This is a genomic window from Streptomyces sp. NPDC047117 (assembly GCF_040643545.1).
Taxonomy (GTDB): Bacteria; Actinomycetota; Actinomycetes; order Streptomycetales; family Streptomycetaceae; genus Streptomyces.
Window position 1 is genome coordinate 301,793 of record NZ_JBEYUN010000003.1, and the last position, 21,406, is coordinate 323,198.

At 68.3% G+C, this 21,406-nt stretch carries 18 protein-coding genes and 1 pseudogene; 7 read left to right on the plus strand and 12 right to left on the minus strand.

The features are described 5' to 3' along the window. Nucleotides 1-45 precede the first annotated feature (45 nt). The 6 genes from ABZ840_RS07400 to ABZ840_RS07425 form a co-directional block, all read right to left on the minus strand. Complete coding sequence (locus tag ABZ840_RS07400; RefSeq protein ID WP_361554709.1) at nt 46-1,608, minus strand: AMP-binding protein; 1,563 nt, start codon at nt 1,606-1,608, stop codon at nt 46-48. Nucleotides 1,609-1,794: 186 nt separating this feature from the next. Beyond that, the gene (locus tag ABZ840_RS07405) at nt 1,795-3,024 is read right to left on the minus strand and encodes a serine hydrolase domain-containing protein (RefSeq protein ID WP_361554712.1); all 1,230 of its coding nucleotides are present in this window, start codon (nt 3,022-3,024) and stop codon (nt 1,795-1,797) included. A 318-nt stretch (nt 3,025-3,342) separates the two neighbouring features. Further along, nucleotides 3,343-3,867: a hypothetical protein gene (locus ABZ840_RS07410; protein ID WP_361554715.1), complete on the minus strand. Its 525-nt coding sequence runs from the start codon at nt 3,865-3,867 to the stop codon at nt 3,343-3,345. 389 nt (nt 3,868-4,256) lie between these two features. Continuing rightward, complete coding sequence (locus ABZ840_RS07415) at nt 4,257-5,279, minus strand: DUF2599 domain-containing protein (protein ID WP_361554718.1); 1,023 nt, start codon at nt 5,277-5,279, stop codon at nt 4,257-4,259. A 280-nt stretch (nt 5,280-5,559) separates the two neighbouring features. Further along, entirely contained in the window at nt 5,560-6,114 is a 555-nt protein-coding gene (locus tag ABZ840_RS07420) for a hypothetical protein (protein WP_361554721.1), read from the minus strand. Nucleotides 6,115-6,151: 37 nt separating this feature from the next. Then, nucleotides 6,152-6,496 (minus strand): helix-turn-helix domain-containing protein, encoded by a 345-nt coding sequence (locus tag ABZ840_RS07425; RefSeq protein WP_361554724.1) that lies wholly within the window; start codon nt 6,494-6,496, stop codon nt 6,152-6,154. A gap of 45 nt (nt 6,497-6,541) precedes the next feature. Between ABZ840_RS07425 and ABZ840_RS07430 the strand changes: the two genes are divergently transcribed. Further along, on the plus strand, nt 6,542-7,894 hold the full coding sequence (locus ABZ840_RS07430) for an MFS transporter (protein WP_361554727.1): 1,353 nt from the start codon (nt 6,542-6,544) through the stop codon (nt 7,892-7,894). Between the two features lie 159 nt (nt 7,895-8,053). On the opposite strand, the gene ABZ840_RS07435 is transcribed toward ABZ840_RS07430, so the two are convergent. Further along, a complete protein-coding gene (locus tag ABZ840_RS07435) occupies nt 8,054-8,650 on the minus strand; it encodes a CGNR zinc finger domain-containing protein (RefSeq protein WP_361554730.1) in 597 nt (198 codons plus the stop codon). A 67-nt stretch (nt 8,651-8,717) separates the two neighbouring features. Between ABZ840_RS07435 and ABZ840_RS07440 the strand changes: the two genes are divergently transcribed. Beyond that, on the plus strand, nt 8,718-9,629 hold the full coding sequence (locus ABZ840_RS07440; protein ID WP_361554733.1) for an alpha/beta hydrolase: 912 nt from the start codon (nt 8,718-8,720) through the stop codon (nt 9,627-9,629). A 43-nt stretch (nt 9,630-9,672) separates the two neighbouring features. On the opposite strand, the gene ABZ840_RS07445 is transcribed toward ABZ840_RS07440, so the two are convergent. Together ABZ840_RS07445 and ABZ840_RS07450 are read right to left on the minus strand one after the other, a co-directional pair. Beyond that, nucleotides 9,673-10,452 (minus strand): glucose 1-dehydrogenase, encoded by a 780-nt coding sequence (locus ABZ840_RS07445; protein ID WP_361554736.1) that lies wholly within the window; start codon nt 10,450-10,452, stop codon nt 9,673-9,675. Between the two features lie 42 nt (nt 10,453-10,494). Further along, complete coding sequence (locus tag ABZ840_RS07450) at nt 10,495-11,238, minus strand: SDR family oxidoreductase (RefSeq protein WP_361554739.1); 744 nt, start codon at nt 11,236-11,238, stop codon at nt 10,495-10,497. A 177-nt stretch (nt 11,239-11,415) separates the two neighbouring features. On the opposite strand from ABZ840_RS07450, the gene ABZ840_RS07455 reads away from it, so the two are divergent. Then, the gene (locus ABZ840_RS07455; RefSeq protein WP_361554742.1) at nt 11,416-12,246 is read left to right on the plus strand and encodes a helix-turn-helix transcriptional regulator; all 831 of its coding nucleotides are present in this window, start codon (nt 11,416-11,418) and stop codon (nt 12,244-12,246) included. 266 nt (nt 12,247-12,512) lie between these two features. After that, nucleotides 12,513-13,067, plus strand: a complete 555-nt coding sequence (locus ABZ840_RS07460; RefSeq protein ID WP_361554745.1) for a hypothetical protein — start codon at nt 12,513-12,515, stop codon at nt 13,065-13,067. Between the two features lie 160 nt (nt 13,068-13,227). On the opposite strand, the gene ABZ840_RS07465 is transcribed toward ABZ840_RS07460, so the two are convergent. Continuing rightward, nucleotides 13,228-14,268: a vWA domain-containing protein gene (locus tag ABZ840_RS07465; RefSeq protein WP_361555405.1), complete on the minus strand. Its 1,041-nt coding sequence runs from the start codon at nt 14,266-14,268 to the stop codon at nt 13,228-13,230. 197 nt (nt 14,269-14,465) lie between these two features. Between ABZ840_RS07465 and ABZ840_RS07470 the strand changes: the two genes are divergently transcribed. Together ABZ840_RS07470 and ABZ840_RS07475 are read left to right on the plus strand one after the other, a co-directional pair. After that, entirely contained in the window at nt 14,466-16,526 is a 2,061-nt protein-coding gene (locus ABZ840_RS07470; protein ID WP_361554748.1) for an NACHT domain-containing protein, read from the plus strand. Nucleotides 16,527-16,660: 134 nt separating this feature from the next. Next, nucleotides 16,661-17,515: pseudogene (locus tag ABZ840_RS07475) on the plus strand (IS5 family transposase). Nucleotides 17,516-17,611: 96 nt separating this feature from the next. Here the strand turns inward: ABZ840_RS07475 and ABZ840_RS07480 are convergent. Continuing rightward, nucleotides 17,612-17,827: a hypothetical protein gene (locus tag ABZ840_RS07480; RefSeq protein ID WP_361554751.1), complete on the minus strand. Its 216-nt coding sequence runs from the start codon at nt 17,825-17,827 to the stop codon at nt 17,612-17,614. A 110-nt stretch (nt 17,828-17,937) separates the two neighbouring features. On the opposite strand from ABZ840_RS07480, the gene ABZ840_RS07485 reads away from it, so the two are divergent. After that, entirely contained in the window at nt 17,938-18,531 is a 594-nt protein-coding gene (locus ABZ840_RS07485) for a TetR family transcriptional regulator (protein WP_361554754.1), read from the plus strand. Between the two features lie 100 nt (nt 18,532-18,631). Here ABZ840_RS07485 and ABZ840_RS07490 read toward each other — a convergent pair whose 3' ends face one another. Beyond that, nucleotides 18,632-21,385 carry an AAA family ATPase gene (locus tag ABZ840_RS07490; RefSeq protein ID WP_361554757.1) on the minus strand — a complete coding sequence of 918 codons (2,754 nt, stop codon included), beginning with the start codon at nt 21,383-21,385 and terminating at the stop codon, nt 18,632-18,634. Nucleotides 21,386-21,406: the final 21 nt, after the last annotated feature.

Consider the following 21,406-nt stretch of genomic DNA (forward strand, 5'->3'; position numbering starts at 1 on the left):
GGGGCGGGCGCCGGTGCGACGTCCGCCCCCGTTTCGCGTGGCGGCTCAGTCCTTCGTTTCGGGTACGAGATGTGCTGCCAGCGTCGTGCGCAGCAGCCCGATATCGGGCTTGTCCGCCGAGGTGAGCGGGATATCGGTCAGCAGGTGCAGTGCCTCGGGCGCGTACCGGGGCCCCTTGTGGGCGCTGACGAAGGCGCGGATCTCCTCCAGGCTGGGGTTGTGCCCGGGCACAGGGACGACAGCCGCGTGGATGCGTTCGGTCTCGTCGACGTCGCGGACGCCGAACACCGCGCACTGGGAGATGGCCGGATGGGAGAGGAGGAGGTCCTCGACCTCGGTGGGATGGACGTGGCCGCCCACCACGATGATGACGTTGTCCCGCCGGCCGGCGACGAAGAGATAGCCGTCCTCGTCGAGGGAACCGATGTCGCCGGTGCGCAGCCAGCCGTCCCGCAGGACTGCGGCGGTGAGTTCGGGCTGCTTCCAGTAGCCGGACATGACGATGGGGGACCGCACCTGGATCTCGCCTTCCGCGCCCGGCGGCAGGGTCCTGCCCTCTTCGTCGCGGATGGCGACGGCGACGCCCGGCACGGGGCGGCCGACGGTGATACGGCCGCCGGGACCGGTGATCGTGTGTTCGTGCGGCCGTGCTTCGCTGATGGCGGGGATCTCGCTCTGGGCGTACCAGCCGTACAGGATCGGGCCGAAGACCTCGGCCGCCTGACGCAAGCGGGTGGCGGAGGAGGGCGAGCCGCCGTAGGTGATCCGGGTGAGGCTGGAAAGGTCCGTCCGGGGCAGGTCCGGGTGGTCGAGGAGCTGGTGCAGCTGTGCCGGCAGGAGCCACAGGTGGGTGATGCGTTCGCGAGCGATCGCGGCGAGTACGGCACCGGGCTCGAAAGGGTGCTGCAGGACGACGGAGCCGCCTTGCATCAGAGTCTTGTCGGTGAGGAAGCCGGCGAGCCGGGCGAGTGAGGTGCAGGCGAGATAACGCGGCGGATCCCCCGCATCGGGCAGCGGGAACCCCACCCCCCTCCCGTACGGACCATGCGTCGTACGGATCCCCTTGGGGATACCGGTAGTTCCACCCGTGTGCTGGATGTACAGGTCGTCTTCCGGTCCGACCGGCGAGGTGAAGGCGCGGGGCTCACGCCGGGCGGCGGCCGCCAGTACGTCCTCACCGAAGGGAGCGGGGCCCAGCCCGAGCACAGCGGGGCCGTCGAGCAGGGGCAGCAGCTCCTTCGCCGACGTGTGCCGGGTGGAGTCGATGAGCAGCAGTGTGGTCTCGGTGCTCTCGGCGATGCGGGCGAGCACGGCGGAGGCCAGGCCATTGTGGAGGTGGACGACCCGGGCGCCGGCGAGGTGTGCCGCGTAGCGGGCCGTGAGGGCCTCCGGGGTGTTGCCCGTGAGGAGGGAAACGGTCGTACCCGGGCCGAAGCCCCGTCCGGCCAGTTCCCAGGCCAGCCGGTAGGTGTTGTCGCGCAGCTCGCCGGCGGTGATCTGCCGCCCGTCGGCAGCCGTGATGACGGGGCGTGCGGGCGTGCCGGACAGCAGGTCGAGGAGGGCGCTGGCATAGCTGAGGAACGCGGATGCGGGCGGGCCGTCGGTCATGCAGGACTCTTCTTCTCGTGGGGATCGTGGGGATCGTGGGGTCGCGAGGTCGCTGGGGTCGCCGGGGTCGTAGGGGTCGTGCGGATCGTGAGAGATACCTGTACGTGCCTATGAACTATCCGGGGCGGTAGGGGCTCAATCCCATGGCCCCCGGGTCCTGCTCCGGGGGCCATGGCGCGGGTCGGGTCAGGGCGTACGGGTAGCGCAGAATTCGGCGTCGACGACGCCGACGTACGTGGCGGCGTTCTTGGGCCAGTCACCGTTGATGTTGAAGGCCAGCTGGTGCTTGGCGTCCTTGGTGGCGGCCAGTCCGGACAGGGAGCCGTTGGTACGGCCGGTCTTGCCGTAGATCCGCACTCCGCAGGAGAGCGTCACGGACTCCACACCGAGTCCGTAGTCGAAGCCGTCCTCCTCGGAGTGCACGGTGGTGAGCATCTCCCGCATGGCTTCCGGAGCCAGCAGCCTGCCGCGCAGCAGGGCGTGAAAGAGGGTGTTCAGGTCGCCGGTCGTCGAGATGACCTCGCCCGCCGCGCCGAGCCATGACATGTTCTGTTCGGTGGCGTCGACGATCGGGGCATTGGGTTCCTTGCTGTGCAGCCGCGAGTAGCCGACCGGGTGCGGGCGCGGCATGGCCGCCCGCAGGCCCGGGAAGGTGGTCTCACGCAGCCCCAGCGGTCGCACGATGCGGCGTTCGGCTTCGTATGCGTAGGAGTGACCGGTCGCCTTCTCGATGACCATTCCCGCAAGGATGTAGTTGGTGTTGCTGTAGTGGGCCGCACCCGGCGTGTCACGCGGGGGACTCTTCATCGCGAGTGCGACCAGGTCTTCGGGGCGGTAGGTGTCGTAGCGGTGTTCAGCGAACCCGGGGCCGGCGGCGCGGCGCGCGAATTCGGGGTCGTCGGTGTAGTTGCTCAGGCCACTGGTGTGGTTCAGCAACTGGCGCAGTCGGATCTTCCGGCCGTCGTTACCGTTGCCGCGTACGACCCCCGGCAACCAGGCATCCACGGTGTCGTCGAGGTCGAGCCGCCGCTCCTGCTGGAGCTGCAGCAGGACAGTGGCGATAAACACCTTCGTGATGCTCGCGGCCCGGAAGTGGTCCGCGCGGGAACGCTTGCGGTAAGTCGAGGTGTCGGCGTACCCGGCTTCCCCGAACCACCTCTCCTTCCCTGTCCAGGCCTCGGCGGCCACCCCCGGCAGGCCCTCCTCCACCACAGCCTGCAACGCCTGCTGAGTTGCTGTGTGTTGCCCGGCACCGGTTCTGGCCGCGGCCCCGGCCCCGGCCCCGGCAGCGGGTGGTGCGGCGGCGGTGGCGCTCGTGGTGGTTACGGGCGCGAGCAGCGCAGCGAAGGCGACGGCTACGGCAGTCGTCCGGGCAGTTCTGCTGAGCCGGTTGGGGTGATCGGTTGTTGTTCGCATGGCAGGAGATTAGAAAGCGCGGCACCCCGCGCGGCATCGACGAAAGTCATCGGTTCCCCTGCACTTTCGTTGCTGCTTCGCGCCATCGGAAGCGGCGTCGCCGCATCGCGGTGCGTCGTGCAGCCCAGGCGTTGAGCTCGGAAGCCCAGGCGTTGAGTTCGCCGGACGGTGGCCCTCCGGCAGTTGAACAACAGGCTGAGGCGGGTGATAACGCCGATATCAGCGGCAGTCGTGGCCGGTGGCCTGGCCGGCGCTGAGTGTCAACGGCGCTATCACCCGCCATCAGACGGGCGGAGGTTCTGCCGGCAGCCGCGAGTGCTACTTGATGAACCGGTAGCGGTAGGGCTCGAACTTCCCGTTGTTGGGGTAGTACGGGTACGGAGCAATGCGGTTCTGGACCTTCGGCGGGGTCTGCTCGTACGTCCAGTACTTGGTCTTGGCCGCGTTGGCCCAGCCGGCGAAGATCACGACGTGCCTGGTCTTGTTGAGGAGCAGGTCGCCGACCTGGAGCTGAGCCTTGGTGATCTTCTGGGTGATGGCAGGGTCGGCCAGCCCCTGGGTGTTGCGTCCCGGTGCGGGCAGCTTCAGAACCATGGAGGCATAGCCGCTGGAATCGGTGCGGTACCCCCTGCCCTGCGGGTCGGGGGCGGTGCGCTTCTGGCTGTAGGGCACCTGGCGATCGAACCAGAACTTCGTACGGGCCAGCACTTCGGCACGGGTGATGGAGGCTGCGGCGACGGGCGCGGACGTGTCGGGGGTGTCGGCAGCGTGTGCGCTGGGTGCTGTGAGCGTTGCGGCAGCAACGGCCAGCGCGGCGAGCGCGGCCGAACGGCGCGTGATCAACAAATGCTCCTCAGTGGGTAGACGCAGGACGGGGCCGACACTCAGCGGCTCGACCCCCTGGCCGCGCTTGATCCTTCCTGCCGACCGGCCGTCACGTCAGTCAGAAACGCGTCATTACCTCCAAAGGGCTCTTATGAGACACGGGAGTCAGGCTTCCTGATCTACGCCCCGGGCGGCCCAGCTACGGTCGCAAGTGGACGGTTGCAGGCGCCGCTCGCCCTGGCTGCTGGCCGAATGATCGAAGGCGCCGCTGCGCCCTGGCGTCTTCGAATCGAAGGTGGAGAGTGTGGATTAACGCATCAAGCCCAGGCTGGCCCGCGCCGTGCCGGGTGGGTTCTGGCTCGCTTGCCTCGGGCGGCGCACGGGGAGAGGTCGCCTACGGGACGCAGTCAGTCCCAGTTGCACCGATGTTTCAGGACGTAAATCGGGCTTGTCGCATAGTCCATGCTGACGTCGCTGCGCCAGGATTCCAGATCCCAACTCGGTCCGGTGTTCCAGTGTCCGGGCGTGTCCTTGTCCGCGAAGACCGCATGGCAGGCGAACTGTTCATACAGGGACCGGTGCTCTGTGTTGCTGACTCCGTTCGGGTAGGGCGCCAGGCTCCACGCCTGCTCCCAGGCCCCGACGAAATCGGTGCGGGCGTTGAGGAAACCGTCCTCCGTGGGGTATGCGCGGACGACGACGTCGCCGGTTCCGACGGGGATTTCCACCCGGGTTTCCTTGAACCAGTCGGTTCCTGTGGTGCCCGAGTAGCCCACGCACTCATTGACGCACCCTTCCACGCCGCCGCCGGCGCTCCAGAAGAGGGTCAGGTTGTTGGACGAGAATGTCTGGTAAACCGACTTGTAGGCCTCGTCCCACCCTTCGTCGGAGGTGGGGTAGCCGAACGCCCCGCCCTCCCATCCGTACTCTGCCCACAGCTCCCCGATTCGTCCCCACACGGGGTGCGCGCCGTTGGACAGCGTCGGATGCCAGTAGACGGTGCCGCCCTCGAACTGCTGGCGCTTGCCCTGGCCGTCCGGATTGGTCAGCTCGTCAGTGAGGGGGAATCCCAGCTTGCCGGCCTCCCAGCCCAAGGCTCCCCACTTGTCGCGGATGGCGCCCCAGACGGGGTGGGCGCCGGTCGTGGCGGTCCAGTAGATCGAACCGCCGGTGAAGGTGTTGTACCTGCCGCGCCCGTTCGGGGTGGGCAGCTCATCGGATGTCGGGCAGCCCAGAGGCGAGCCCTCCCCGCCCATCTCGACGTACTTCGCCAAGATGGCGCCGCCGACCTGATGCGGCGCGCAGGACGTTTCCTCGGCGGCAGCAGCCGGCCCCGCCTGTACGGTCAGCATGGCGAGTGCGGCGAGGGCAACGGCTGCGCCCTTGAACAGGGCGGCTCTTGTGCGTAACAGCCGTCTCGTTGTGATCATCTCTTCATCTCCTCTGCCCCGGCGAGGCCATGAGAAAGCGGATGGCATTCAACTATCCCGCGAGACGCAGGGGTTGACACCTATCAGCTCTCATCCATTTGGGCCGGGAGGAGGGAATTCACATACGGTCCACTCGCCATGGTGTCCTTCGCCGGCAACAGCACGCCCACGAAGCCGATCACGGCCAGCCCGGTATTGACGAGGATGCCGATCGCTCAGTGCTGCAGCGCCGTTGTTATGGGTGAGGCAGTCGGCGCTCCAGCCGATTACCACTACCGACTCATTTCACTCGCAGCTTGCGGCTCCCGGCTCGGTTCTTCGCGATGTTCCGTGTCTTCTTGGTGTTGGCCGACTCGGCGATCAGGGCAAGTACCGCCGGCGACATCGACACCTCGGCGAGCAAGCGCTGCATCCAGTCCGTGACCTCCGCAAACTCGGCCGGTGTCGGCACGTGGCCGTCCTCGATGGAAAGGTAGAACAGCCAGTCGTGGATGCGGCGGCGGATGAACGCGCGGTACCCCTCGGCCTTGAGCTGGTCGATCTCCGGCAGCAGTTCGGCCGACCACCGCCGGAACTCGGCAGGACCGGTCGCCTTCATCGCGATCCTGTCCACGAGGGCGACCACCGCCCCCTTGGATGACATCTCGTTGGGGTCGCGCAGGATCGTGGCCACGATCGCGCGGTCCCGGTCACGGCTGCGCGAAGAAGCGGTCACCGAGACAACGCGTTGGTACGCGGACGATCGGACGTGCTCGTCTGCGACGGCATCCTCGACGTCCACGTCGAGGATGCCGGCCTCCGCCAGCAACTCGGCCACATCGGAATGCAATGTCATCGCTTCATCCCCCTCGTGAGAGCGCCGACAGGCGTCGTTACCAGCTGGCGATCACGTCGTGCCCTTGTGGGATGGCGATATCGAGCAAGCCGGGGAAGCGGGCGTCGAGATCTTCTCGGCGGAGCCGGTTCAGCCGTCGCGTCCCCTCGTCCCGCTGGTGGATCACGCCTGCTTCCCGCAGGACCTTGAAATGGCCGCTCTGGGTGGACTTGCTGACCGGCAACGCGAAGGTCGTGCATGCCAGTTCGCCGTCGGGTTCGGCATCTGCCAGTCGGGCGACGATGGCCAGTCGCACCGGGTCGCTCAGGGCAGCCAGAACGGCAGTGAACTGCAACCGAGCGCGGTCGGGGTGCACAAGCTTCGTTGCGGTACGGCTAGCCATCCCCGAAGCATAGCCAAGCATGTTCGGTAAGCGCGAACATCTGCTATGTTCGCGAATGCCGAACATGAGATTGTGGAGGAACGGATGCTGCCCCATCGCCTTGACGCTGCCCACGCCGGCGGGACGCCGTGCCGCGCTGCCGCCCAGGCCGAGGCCTCGGGCTTACCGAACACGATCCAGGCCGCGCGGACCGGTCCGGTGGGGAAGTGGAGGTTCTGGGCTGCGGCTTACGCACTCCTGATCCTGCTCACCGGTACGAATCTGCCGACGCCGTTGTACCGGGGCTATGCGGCACAGTTCGGATTCTCGCCGTTGGTCGTCACGCTGATCTTCGCGGCGTACGTAGCCGCACTGATCCCGTCCCTGCTGGTGGCAGGCCCGTTGTCGGACGCGATCGGCCGCCGGAAAGTGTTGCTCCCGGCGCTGGCTCTCGCTGTGCTGGGGGCGGCGTCCTTCGCCCTGGCCGCGGACACGGAGTGGCTCTTCGCGGCGCGCATCCTGCAGGGACTCGCGCTCGGCGCGGCCTCGGGGGCATTGACCGCATCGCTGGCGGAACTCGAACCCGCCGGCAACCGGCGCAAGGCGGCACTGATGGCGACCGTGGCTTCTGTGGGCGGCCTCGGCTTGGGTCCTGTGCTCGCCGGCGTACTCGCTCAGTACGCACCGGCTCCGCATGTGCTGCCGTTCGTAGTGGAGATCGTGCTGTTGGTGCCGGCGGCGGCAGCGATCAGCACATTGCCGGCAACCCGCCCAGCGGCTCGGTGGCGCCCTCGTCGACCGGAGATCCCCGCGGCGATGCGGGCGGCTTTCGCCACCAGTGGGACGGTCGGCTTCCTCGCATTCGCCGTCATCGGGCTGTTCCTCACGCTCATCCCCACCTATGTGGCCACTCTGGCGGGCAGCGACAATCTCCTGTTGGGCGGTGCCGTAGTGGCACTGATGCTGGCCTGTTCCGTGGTCGCCCAACTCATGGGCTACGGAAGGTCGGCGCGTAACCTGGAGTTGGTCGGTCTCCCTCTGCTGGCCACGGGACTGACGCTGCTCGCCCTCGCGGGCGGCCTGTCCTCGCTGACGCTGCTACTCCTCGCCACGGTGGTCGCCGGCTTCGGGCAGGGATGTGCGTTCCTCGGCGGCCTCACCGCGGTCAGCCAAGCCGCTCCGGCAGACCGCCGCGCCGACGTGCTGTCCAGCTTCTACGTGATCATCTACCTCGGCGTCGGCGTGCCCGTCATCGGAGTCGGCTTCCTCGCTACCCTCGCTGGACTTCTCGCCGCAGTGCAGTACTTCGCAGGCTTCGTCGCTCTGCTCTGCGTGATCGTGCTGATCGCCTTCGTCCGCGTACGGGGCCATGGCTCGGCTCCTGCTGCACCGACGCCTTCCGATGCCGTCGACGAGTGACATCAGGTCAGAGCGATGCTTCCCGGAGACTCCGGAGGTCCGGAGGCTGCGGGGGCACCGCCGGGCTCGATGTCGCCTACGGACACCTGTTGACCGTTATGAGGGGGATCTCCTTTACCTGGCCAGTGGTGTGGGCCCTCACCTCTCCTCGTCGTGGTGTCACTCGCTGTTCTGGCCCGTGCCGGCTTGCCGGCGGGCGCGGTGTTTCGCGACGTTGAGGCGGTTGCCGCACAGATCGGGCATGCAGTACCGGCGCCGGCCCGCCTTGCTGGTGTCGACGAACATCCCGTCGCACACGGGCGAGGCGCAGTGGCGGATGCGGTGGTGGGACAGGGTGCGCAACACTCCGAGGAGGCCGGTGCCGATCAGTGCGGCGAGCCCTTCGGCGAGCGATGCCTGTGGCTTGGTGGCGACGTACCACTGCCAGTGGCCGTCCGCATCCCGCTCCAGGAGTGGCCCCGCCCCTGCCGTGGCGACCATGGCGTTCGCGCCTTCGGCGACGCGGTCCTCGCTGTCGGACTCCAGGAGAGTGCGCAGCTCGTGACGGAGTGCCAGCACCTCCTCCAGGTCCCGCTGGGTCGGGTGTTCGCCGGAGGGTGTGGCGTCCATGGGGACATGGTGCTCGCTCAGGAATCGGCCTAGCACGGCCGGTTCCGTGAGCGTTTCGCCGGTGCTTCTGCGAACCCGGGCAGAGGTGTTGATCAGGCCGGTGGCAACGCCCGCCCCGAGCGTGTAATCAGAAAAAAGAAACTTCAAGCCTTACTCCATGTTACGGTAATCGAAGAAAGGCGAGTATACCCATTACCGCTATGGAGAGGTCGGCATGACCACGCACTCCCGCACCCGCCCGTGGCACCTCCACCAGTACGTACAGGTCACCGCCGGCGAGGTGGCCACCGGCGTCTTCGGCGACGGCCCGCCCGTCGTCCTCGTCCACGGCACGCCTGCCTCCTCCTACCTCTGGCGGAACGCCGTCCCCACTCTCGCCCGCCACCACACCGTCTACGTCTGGGACCTCCTCGGCTTCGGCGCCTCCCGCCTCGATCGCGACCTCGATCCCGGAGCCACTCCCTCCATCGCCCAGCAGGCCCGGACCCTCGCCGAACTCGTCGAGCACTGGGGCCTCGAAACTCCCGCACTCGTCGGACACGACATCGGCGGTGGCGTCGTCATGCGCGCCCACCTGCTCGAAGGCGTACCGGCCTCTCGGATCGCGCTCCTCGACGCCGCCGTTCTCGGCCCCTGGAACACCCCCTTCACCGAACACCAGCAGCGCTACGCCGAGGCGTACCGCACGATGCCGTTGCACATCTTCGACGACCTTGTCACCGCCCGCCTCCGCACCGCTGTCCACCGGCCGATGTCCGAGGAAGTCGCAGAGTCCTACCGTGCCCCCTGGGCGGGCGCCGAAGGGCAGCAGCGTTGGATCGACCAGGTCTGCGCCGTCAGTTTCGAGGACACCCGCGAGGCCGTGGCCCGCCTGGGCGAAGTCAGCGCCCCCACCCTCGTTGTGTGGGGCGCGGAGGACCAGTGGCTGGCACCCGCCACGGGTGACCGGCTCGCCGCCGCCATCCCCGGCGCTGAACGCGTCACGATCCCTGGTGCCGGCCACTTCATTGCCGAGGACCGGCCCGAGGAGACGGCCAAGGTGTTGGTGGATTTCTTCGCGGCCGAGCGCGCTCGTGCGGAGGCGGGGCCTGCCGGCGCGACTCGCGTACGTCGTGGAGAAGGGTGACTGCGTGTTGCTGCCCGCCGCGTACACCCTCCACCCTCCACCGTCACTGTGCGGTCCAGCCACCATCGACGGTCAAAAGTGCGCCGGTGATGAAGGAGGCGGCGTCGGAGGCGAGGAAGGCGACGGTTTCGGCGACCTCGTGGGGGTGCCCGATCCGTCCGATCGGGTGGGCGGAACCGAAGGAGGCGAGCATCTCGCGGCCTTTGTCGACGACGCCTTCCATGATGTCGGTGTCGATGACCCCGGGGAGTACGGCGTTGGAACGGATGCCTCTGGGGCCGCCCTCGGTGGCCAGTACCCGGGTGATCTGAGCCAGGGCGCCCTTCGACGCGGCGTAGGCGGTCTGCGTGGCGAAGGCGACGAGTGACGACACGGATGCGATGGAGACGATCGCGCCGCCACCACCGGCATCCATGGCGCGGAACGCCTCACGAGCCTGGACGAAGTTGCCGCGGGCGTTGACGCGCAGGAGGTCGTCGAACTCCTCGACGGTGGTTTCGGTGACCGGCTTGTTCAAGGTGCGGCCGGCGTTGTTGACCAGGATGTCGAGCGAGCCGAAGCGGCTGGTCGCGAGGGCCGCCGTGTCCCGGGCGAGCGCCTCGTCGGCAACGTCGCCGACGAGCGCGGCGATGTTGTCGGGGTCTTTCGCGGCGAGTTCCTCGACGGCCTCGGAACGGTCGGTGACGACCAGTCGGGCGCCGCGGGCGTGCAGGAGTGTCGCGGTGGCGTGGCCGATGCCGCGGGCGGCTCCGGTCACGACGCCAACTCGCCCGGTGAGGTCCCACGTGGCGGGGGCGGTGGCACGATGCGGGGGCGTGGTCATGAGGTTCTCCGGTTGGGTGCTCTGGTTGGTTTTCGGTGGGTGTCAGCGCTGGTGCACGGGGCGTACGACGATCTCGTTGACGTCGACGTCGTGCGGCTGGGCGAGGGCGTAGGAGACGGCCCCGGCGATGGCGTCGGGCCCGATCGCATGGGCGCGGTAGGCGCGCATGGCCTCGGCGGCCTTCGGGTCGGTGATGGTGTCGGCGAGCTCGGAGGTGACGACGCCGGGCGAGACGGTCGTGACCCGGATGAAGGGGGCGGACTCCTGACGCAGGCCTTCGGTGATGGCCCTGGCCGCGTATTTGGTGCCGCAGTAGACGGCTGCGGTGGGCACGACCTCGTGGGCGCCGGTGCTCGCGACCGTGACGAAGTGCCCCGAGCCTTGTGCGGTGAACACGGGCAGCGCAGCGGCGATGCCGTGCAGCAGGCCACGTACGTTGACGTCGATCATCCGGTCCCACTCGTCGACGAGCAGGGAGTCCAGGCGCGACAGGGGCATGACGCCGGCGTTGCTGACCAGGACGTCGACCCGGCCGTGGCGGCCGCGCGCTGCCTGCACGAAGTCAGCGACGTCCGCGCGGTCCGTTACGTCCAGCCGTACGGGGAGCAGGTCGCCGCCGGAGCGGTCGGCTGCCTCGGCTGTGGTCTCGGCCAGCGCCTGCAACCGGTCGGTGCGGCGGGCCCCCGCCACCACCTGGTGCCCGTCCGCTGCGAGCCGAGTGGCGACGGCCGCGCCGATGCCACTGCTGGCGCCGGTGACGAGGACGACCTTGCGGTCGGTCGGCATGGCGCGTTCGGTTTGCTGTGCACTTCGCGGTGCGGATTGCTGTGCGCATTGCGGCGCGGATGGCTGTGTGGTCATGGCCTCAAACCTGGCCCGGCCGGAGGACCCGCAGGAAGGGCGACCTGTTCCTGGGTGCAGCGCACCCAGGATGACGGGAGGGCCCGCACCTACGATGACGGTATGGCACGCTCAGAACTCGGCGCCTATCTCACTACCCGGCGCGCTCGAATCACTCCGGCCGAGGCGAATATTCCCGTCACAGGGCACCGCCGGGTGCCGGGGCTGCGGCGTGAGGAGGTGGCGCTGCTCGCGGGAGTCAGCGCCGACTACTACGTACGCCTGGAGCAGGGCCGGGAGCGTACGCCCTCCGCGCAGGTGCTCGACGCCCTGGCCGCCGCGCTGCGGCTGGACGAGGACGGCCGCCTGCATCTCTTCCGGCTTGCCGGCCTCGGCCCGCAGCCCCGGGCCGCCGCCACGGTGGACAGAGTCGAGCCGAGTCTGCTGGCCCTGATGGACGCGTGGCCGCACAACCCGGCCATCGTCTACAACCACGCGTACGACGTCCTGGCATCGAACGCGATCGCCGACGCGCTCTTCCACGGCTGGGCGCACTCACGCAACCTCATGCATGTGGTGTTCACCGACCCGGCCGCCCGCGCTTTCTACCGCGACTGGCACGAGGTCGCGCGCAACTCCGTTGCCGGTTTCCGGCTCAACCACGGAGCGGCTTCGGGTCACCCGCGGGTGCGGCAGGTGTTGACCGAACTGCTGGAAGGCAGCGCGGAGTTCGCCGAATTGTGGGCACGCCACGATGTCCGGGGCAAGGCGCTGGAGAGCAAACGCTTCGTCCACCGCGACGTCGGGCCACTGACACTGACCATGCAGACCTTCGACGTCCGCGCCGCCCCGGGTCAGGAACTCGTCGTCTACCACGCCGAGCCCGCCTCGCCCAGCAGCGAGGCCCTCACCCTCCTCGGCTCGCTGACCGCTACCGCGCGCCAGAAATCCTGACCCGGTTGGGCGTAGCGGCAGTGACGCGCACCTTTAGGCCGGGGCAGGGAGGTCGGAGTGCGGGGGAGCGAGGCGAGAGGGGCGTAATTTTTTGCCAATCGAAGGCACCGCCGCGCCTCGACGTCTTCGAAACGAAGGTGGCAGGAGGTGATGAGGGGTCAAACCCAGGTCGGCACGTGATGCTCGTGTCCCTGGGCGCCGAGTCCCGTATTGGGGTGGGGGAGATCGAAAACCCCTGTTGGTGTGCCAGGTGCGAGGAACGCCTCATGAGCGGAACCGCGTGTAGGTCAGGCTCGTCCTCCACCGAAAGCTGCACGGCAGTGGGGGTGGCAGTGGACACTGATACGGGCATTGCTGTCTGCGCGTCCGCGATAGCACTTGGCTCTCTCGCGATCAGCTTTGCTCAAACCAAGGTGGTCCGGGAACACAACCGGCAGTCCGTGCGGCCCCTGCTGCAGATCCGACGGGTGAAGGAATTCAAGGACAACATTGCGCGTCTTGAGGTCATCAACGCCGGCCTCGGACCGGCAATCGTGATCGAGACCGTGGTGACGTTCGACGGAGAGGTCATCGGGCAGTGGGACCTGGAGACGTACCGCACGGTGATCCGGTCGTTCCCGATGCAACCCAAGGTCTCCACCTTGGTCGGGGGAGGAGCCGTCCTCGTGGGGCAGAAGGTTTTCCTTATCCACATCGACGATTTCGACGGAGACGAACACGGTTGGTTCTGGGACCTCATTGCCCAGCGCATGCTCATCGACATTCGTTACGAGTCCCTCTACGGCGGTGAGAACTACAAGGTCAGATCGTTGCCGCTGTGATTGATGTGATGCCGGGCCCGCGTAGGCCCAGCTTGCGTACCACTGCACCACTGCACCACTGCACCACTGCACCACTGCGCCACTGCACCTCTGCGCCACTGAACGGGGAGGGGCTCCGCCGGTCCGTGCCGGCGGAGCCCCTCCGATGCCTGCCTCAGGCTCAGATCATCAGCAGGAGCCGTGTGTGCGGTACGAGCTTGCGGTTCACGCTGGTGCTCTGCACGAAGATCGTGAAGTCGTCGTTGTGGTCCGGGGTGATGCGGACTTCCGCGTCCGGCAGGCCGAGCAGGGATCGGGCCTGCGGCCCCGTGTACACCCGGTCCGTCTTCTTCTCCAGCACCGCGATCTGCTTCCGCGCCTGGATCTTCTCCGACTTGCTCAGCTGGTAGAACGCACAACCGGTGCGGTACGTGTGACCGCATTCAACGACCCACTCACGTATCGCCGCCGTGCGAGCCACCGGAATCAGCTGGTACTCCGACGGGTTCACCGGGGTGAGACCGGCCTTCTTGATGGTGTCCTTGTTGACTGCCTCCGCGCCCGTGGAGAACACCGCGCGTGATCCCCGGATGCCGTTGGCCCGGCCCACCATGAAGTTCTCGGTGGCCTGCTGGATGACCTGCCCTGCCTCCTCCAGGCCCTGGGTGCTGGTGGCGTCCCAGATGGCGATGTTGTCCTTCGGGAAGCCGCACTGCATGGCCTCGCGCTTGCCCATCTGGTCCGGCACCAGGACGGCCAGCGTCCAGTTGTCCTCCTGTGTTGCCATCAACGTGGATACGGCCTGCACCAGTTCACGCGGATTCCCGGCAGGGGCATCCGGACAGCGGTGGCTCGCGTTCTCCTGTCCGTCGGTCAGTACGAAGGTCAGGAAGCTGTGGTCGCCGTACAGTTGGGCGGTCTGCGCCAGTTCCTGCTGCGACTTCAGTGTGGCTGCCAGCAGAGCTGTCATGCCTCCGACCCGGTAGAGCTGCTTCAGGGACGGCATCCGCAGCACGTCCTTGTCGTAGATGACGCACTCCACCTTGTCGGCGAAGACGTACACCGTGACACGGGTCTCCTGGTCCAGCTCCTTCGATCGGCGGGCGAGATAGGCGATCTGCTGGTCGGCGACGTCGACGACCTTGCGGCTCAGGTGTGACATGGACGAACTGGCATCCAACACGAGAGCAACGTGGTTGATGTAGTTCTGGCTTCCGGACATCACTGCTGACATGACTGGTCCCCCTCTTCCCACTCGGTACTCATACCTTCTCACCCACCACTGACAATCGATCTTGGCTTCAGCGCCGACTCCAGCGCCGACTGCAGAGCGGACCGGCTGCACCGGGCCCCGGGCCCGCAGAGCCCGCTCGCCGCGTCCTCCCTATGCGGCCCGTGGCCGGCGCAGGACCATGGGGCATGGGCCACAGGAGGGCGACGCACCTGCGCTGGGCCGTGGCCGGATCGGCCACGGCGGTCCTCCTCACCATGGCGGCCTGGGTGTGGTCCGCCTACTCGCTGGGCGGACTCAAGGACGTTCTTGCGGTCGCGGGCTCCATGGCCGCCCTTCTCGGCCCCCTCTTCGCCTGGGCGTTGCACCGCCGACAGCACAACGCACCGGACCGGGCCCCCGAAGAGCAGGTCCACGAGGACCTGCTGCACCGCTATTTGGCGGACGAGGCGGACCGCCGCTTGCAGGATCCACTGCCCTTGCCGGTGCGCTGGGCCAACACCCACCGACCGGTGGCCGACCACTGGGAAGTCGTGCGGCGCTCTCCCGACGCGGCCGGCCCACTGGACCTCTCAGGTGCGCTGGACGACCCCGTACGGGATGTTCCTGAAGTCTTCGCACGCATCCCGTCGCGGCGGCTCGTCCTGCTCGGTGAGGCAGGGGCCGGTAAGACGGTCCTGGTCACCCGCCTGGCCAGGCGTCTGCTGGAACGATGGCAGCCCGGCCGTCCCATTCCGGTAGTGGTATCGCTGCGCTCCTGGAATCCGGTGCGTACCGGTTTCCGTGAGTGGCTCGCCGAGCAATTGAGCCGAGACTACCCGTACCTGCGCGTGCAGGCGGAGACCGCACCGACTCTGGCCCGGCGGCTGGTGGACGCCCACCGCATCATGCCGCTGCTGGACGGCCTGGACGAGCTGGCACCGTCCCTGCGCACCACTGCCATCAACGAACTCGACAGCAGCCTCACGGACGGAGAACCACTCGTCCTCACCAGCCGGCCGAAGGAGTACGAAACCGCCCTGACCAACCGGGTACTCACCGGTGCGGCTGTCGTGGAACTCCAGCCACTGTCCAGTGCCGAGATCCGTGACTACCTCCGTCTGTCCACCCGCCGGCAGCACACCGATATCTGGCGGCCGGTGTTCAACCGACTGGCCGACCAACCACACGGCCAGCTGGCGCAAGCGCTCTCTTCCCCTTTGATGGTCACGCTCGTCCGGACCACGTACAGCGATGCCGACGCCACCCCGTCGGAGCTGGTCGACGACCGCCGGTTCGCCGCCCGCGAGCAGATCGAGAACCACCTGCTGGATGCGTTCCTCCGCACCGCGTACGGCCGTAGCCTGCCGCACCGTGCCCCGGAGCGGCTGCGTTTCCTCGCCCGGCATCTGTCCCGCCTGCACACGCAGGAGCTGGCCTGGTGGGAGCTGCACCGGGCAGTGCCGCGTCGGGTGCTGCGGGGGATGACCGTGGTGACGGCCGCCTTCCTGGGAATGGTGAGCCTCGGTACCCTCTTCGGCCCGGGTTTCGGGATCGTCGGCCTGATCATGGGCGGTGCCTGCACCAGCAGAACGACACCGCCCCCGCCCGCTGCTGTTCAGTGGCGCTCCACTGAGCGCCATACGCCCCTGCATCGTCGCTTCAGTGTGGGGGTGCTGACGATCGGGCTCGGGCCGGCAGGCGTCCTCGGCACGCTTGCCCTGCTGGGCGGCTGGGCCGCGGGCGAGCCCGGCGCGGGGCTGCTGCTCGCGGCCACGTCGGCAGGTGCCATCGCCGTGGCGGGCGGCCTGAGCGGACTGGCCCTGCTGTGGCTCTGGGACGTGCCTCCCCTCGTCGGCGCCGAACAGCCCAGCCCGGACGCGGTGTTGCGCCGTGACCGCGCCTACGCGCTGGGCACCTCCCTGATCGCCGGCATCATCTACGGTTCGGTCCTTGCCGTGACCATGGGCGCGCTGGTTGCTTCGGACCAGGGAACACGAGCGGGGGTGAGGGTGGCGTTGGCCGTGCTCGCCGGTTGCTTCTTGATGACGGCTGAAATCTCGCTGGTGAGCAGTGCGTGGGGCCAGTTCGTCTTCACTCGCGCCTGGCTGGCGCTCCGCCGACGACTACCGTTCAACGTCCTGCGTTTCCTCGACGACGCCCGTGACCACGGCGTACTGCGCCAGAGCGGCGGCGTCCACCTCTTCCGCCACGGTCTCCTGCAAGAACGACTCGCCGGCGAAGAGACAGCACGAGCAGTGCCAGCGTGAAACTCGGCGTCGGACCTGCCACTTCCTCAGGGCCTGTCCGGTGGATCATGTGACTTCCTCGACCTGTGGTTGGTGGCATGCTCATGGGGCGGGGAGATCTGTTGAACGATGCATGGGTCCGGCTGAAGCCGTAGCTGCCGGAGCCCGGCAAGCGAGGCGGCCGCTGGGCGAGCCATCGCAGGACCATCAACGGCATCTTGTACCGGAACCGCACAGGGGTGCCGTGCAGGGATCTGCTTGCACGTTTCGGGAGATGGAGGACGGTACGAGCGGCGCAGACGGCAGACGGCAGACGGCAGACGGCAGACGGCAGACGGCAGACGGCAGACGGCACGGGGGACGAGGTCTTCGCTGCCGTCCTCGCCGACGCGGAGACGAGGGTCGCATCGACTGGTCGATGGCGAGCGTGGACTCCACCTCCTGCCGGGCCCACCAGTACGCCGCCGGGGCCCGCAGGAGAGCGGCGCGCGTGCCGGGAAAGTCGCACGCCCCGCCAGCACCGCCCCGACAAGGGACTCGGACGCTCCCGGGGCGGGTTGACCTGCAAAATCCACCTCGCCGGTGAAGGCGGCCGCCGTCCGCTGGTGCTGCTGCTCACCCGGTGGGGCGACGGCCCGCAGTTCATCCCGGTCATGGAACGCATTTGCGTCGGCCGCCTCGGCGGCGGGTATCCGCGCACCCGACCCGATCACCTCGGCGGGGACAGGGCGTATTTCTCTCGCCGCAACCGCCGCTATCTGCGACGACGCCATATTAAGCACACCGTCTCCGAGTCGAAGAAGCAGCGAGCCAACTGACGAGGCCGAGGCAGCAGGGGTGGCCGGCTCGCCGGCTTCTACAAGGCGATCTGCAAGAGGGGGAACGAAGTTGAGCGGACGATCAACGGCCTCAAGAACTCCAGAGCCGTGGCCACCAGATACGACAGACGCGTCTACGTCTTCCACGGCACCGTCACCGTCGCCTCGATCCGACCCCGGCTTCGCCCATGATCAGCCGGACAGGCCTTAATCCACTCGCACCGAATCCCGAGGCGCGACGGCATCGCGGCTGCCACGATCCGATGCCAACTCCCCCCCCGCGCCGAGTCAGTCGCCGGCCGCCTTACGAGCATCGTGAGCCCACCCCGCGATGACCGCGCCGATCACGACGGCCAGTACGTACACGGTGATGCTCGCGGCGAAGCCTCCCGGTAGCCAGCCCAGCAGGCCGGCGTTGTCGTGGTCGACGAGCTGGCGGATTGCGCCCTGGGCTCCGATGACGAGCAGCGCCATGCCGAGCGCCTGGTAGAGGCCGTATTTCATGGGGTCCCCCTCGGTCTGACTGCGGTTACCATGCACTTGCACTGTAAACCGGCGGGGCTCGTTTTACAATGCGATCGCATGGTGAAGGTGACGAGGAAGGCGGCGGTACCGTGCCGAAGATCGTGGATCACGAAGCGCGCAGGACGCGCCTCGTCGAGGCCGTCTGGTCACTGGCCGTGCGCGGCGGCATCGAGCAGGTGTCGCTGCGCAAGGTGGCCGAGGAAGCGGGCGTCTCCATGGGCCAGATCCAGCACTACTACTCCTCGATGCAGGCCCTGATCCGCGATGCCCTCGACCGGGCCGTACGGGCCGTGAACGCCACCATCGAGAACGCGGTCACCGCCGCCGACACGACCAGCCCGGAGGCCGTTCTCCGCGCCTGCCTCTACGCCCTGATCAGCCCGGCCGAGGAGAGCACGCGGCTGATGCGCTTCGCGCTGGCGGCCGCGGGCCGGGCGGTCTCCGATCCGACGATGGCCAAGGTCCTGGCGCCGGGGGACGACGAGCTGCTCACCTTCACCGCCGGCCTCATCACGGCAGCCCGGGAGGAGCGGGGCAGCGAGCCGCGCTGCGAGGAACGTACCGACGCCGACATCTGCTGGTCCCTCGCCACCAGTCTCGGCGTGGACATCGCCCTCGGCTATCGCACCCCGGAAGCCGCCGAACGCGTCCTCGACCACCACATCGAGCAGGTCCTCCGCTAAGGCCTGTCCGGCGGACCTTGCAGGGTCCCGCGCAGTCCGGCACGCATGCCTCGCTCGTGGCACCGCCCCGTGCCCGCCGACAAGCTCCGCCGGACAGGCCCTAGCGCCCAGCAGAGAGCCGGTTGATGAGGGCCACGCGTGAGCTGTTGTCGAGCTTGGCGTAGATATGGCTGAGGTGGCATTCGACGGTCTTGATGCTGAGCATCAGCTCACGGGCTATCTGGCGGTTGGTCCGGCCGGTGGTGACCAGCCGGGCGATGGTCAACTCCTGAGGGGTCAGCGGAGGCATTCGCGTGGAGATGGACGTGCCACCGTATCCGCACGCGGCGAACTCCCGCTCGCAGCGGGCAAGGTACGGTGCGGAACCCAGTTCCGTGAAGACTGCCATGGAGCGTCGGAGATGAACCGCGGCTTCGGAACGGCGGCCGGAACGGCGGAGGAAGGCGCCGAAGTCCAGCCCGATACGCGCGCGTTCGAAGGGATTCCGCACGTGGTCCGCGTGTCCGAGACCGTCGAGGTATGCACGCTCCGCGGCCTCCTTGTCATGCCGGGCAGCGAGGAGAGTACCTCTGATACGGCCGAGGGATGCCAGCGCTGAGTGGCGGAGGCGTGCGGAGGCCGTTTCCTCCAGGTGCCCCAGGACTTCCTCCGCTTCGTGGTACTCACCGAGCTCGACAAGGGACTCCGCGAGGAGATCTGTCCAGGGAACCACGCCGGGATCCACGCGGGCAGCGCCCTCGAGCAGGGGGCGCAGGGCACTCACCGCCTGCTCAGGAGCGTCGCGTAACGCTGCGAGATGTGCCAGCGCCCTGGCGCTGTGGAGCCTGCCGAGCTCGTTGTGACACTGCTCGTTGCCGGAGCGCAGGGGATGGAGGTACCGGGCGGAGAGCCCTTGCTCTCCCCGGGCGGCCAGTACGACGGCGGTCTGACCGTATGCCATGGGTTCCAGCCACAGCTGTCCGGTGTCGGTGCAGGTGGCAGAGGCCGACTCAAGATGGAGGAGCGCATCGTCCCATCGGCCGAGACGGAATTCGGCCTCGCCCAGGAGCACACCGCCCAGCACTTGAAGTGCGGCGGGACCACGTCGGCAGAGCGGGAGGGCCGCTCGTAGATCGGCATGGCCTCCTTCGACATCGTCCGACCAGAGGCGCAGCACGCCCCGGCCGATCAGCAGGTCGGCGTCGTCCTCCTGGACCAGGACGCGGTCCGGAAGCCCCTGCACGTGGGCGAGACCCTCGGTAGTGGCGCCGGCCATGCCGAGGGCGGCCATGTGCGCGAATCGCAGCATCCCACTGCCGAATGCGGTTGGTGGCAGGGCCTGCGCGAGGTTCGCCCAGTGCAGTACGGATGCCGTGCTGCACTGGATGAGACAGGTGCAGGTGAGCTGTTCCGCGATCCGGCGGGCCAAGGCGGGTTCGGCGCACCGGGTCCATGCGTCTTGGAGCAGGGCACGGGCGTCGTGTGCCTCGCCTCGTACGAGTGCGATACGCCCCCGGGCGTAGCGGTGCGACGCGGATGCGGAATCGCCCGGCAATGCGCCGACCGCCTCGGTGGCTTCCGGGACTCGTCCGTCATGCAGCAGGGCGTCCGTTGCCTCGACGGCGAGCTGTGCGCGTGCGGTGTCCGTCGCCGCCAGCCGGGCAGCGTGGCCGGCCAGTAGCGCGGCAGTGGCTCCGGAACCCGCGCGCATCGCCAGGCGGGCTCCGGCGGCCAGGTCGGCGGCGAGCGGTGGATCCGGGAAGGCAGCAGCCAGCAAGCGGTGCTTCAGGGTGCTGAAGTCGTCCTCCGCAAGAAGTGCCGCCCGGGTGTGCAAGGCGGCCCGGCGTGCGGGGCCGATGTGGTGATACACGGCGGCACGTATCAGGGGGTGGGGAAAGGCGAGGCTCGGGGCACCGACGGTGAGGGGCAGGTGGAGAAGGTCCTGGGCCGCTGCCTCCTCCACCGCCGGTAAAGGGTCCTCGATGGCTGCGAGACGGGCGGCCAGTGGGAGAGGGCTGGTCACGCCGAGCACGCTGGCCGCCGCGACGAGTTGCTGGGTGGGATACGCACAGCGCGCCAGGCGCGCCACGACGAGCAGCCCGAAGGAGCGGGGCGCAGGCAGGTCCGTGTCGGGGGATGCCAGCAGAGCCGGGGGAACCTGCCGCAGCAGGGCACACGCGTGCAGGGGGTTGCCATGCGTGTGTTCGTGCAGTCGCATGACGGCGGACAAGGGCAGGGGTTCGGCGAGGAGCTTCGCACTGAGCGCCGCGAGCTGGGCCACGGGCAGGCCGCGCAGCGGCAGCCGCAGCGTGCTGTCGTCGTCGAGCAGGCGATGCAGTCCCTCGGGGAGCCGGGCGTCGCCCAGGTCCGGTACGGTCAGCACGGCCATGACCCGGTCGGTGTCCAGCCGGCGCAGGGCAAAGGCAAGGGCTCGCAGCGACGGTGTGTCGGCCCAGTGGGCGTCGTCCAGGACCAGGACAGCGGTACGGCCGTCCTCAAGACAGCTCACCCGGTCCAGCAGACAGGATCCCGCAGCGAAGACATCGGCTCTCTCGCGCAGGGCTTCGGCGGTGGCCACACTCGCCGAGGCCGGGGCGGGCGAGAGGAAGCGGCCCAGTACGCCGTAGGCGAGAGCCGTTTCGTCCTCGACACCGCCGGCGACCAGTGTCGTCACATGGTCCGCCAGCCGAAGGAAGCGCCGGACCAGTGCCGTCTTCCCGATACCCGGCCGACCCTCGATGAGGACCAGTCGGCCGGTGCCGTTTGCGGCGGCTCTCAGACATGAGTTCAGGGCGGCGAGTTCCTCTTCCCTGCCGAAGAAGGGGATATCGGAGGCGGCATCATCAGGCGTACGCAGCGGATCGGCATGCGGCATGGCCACCCCCTGCCCTGACGT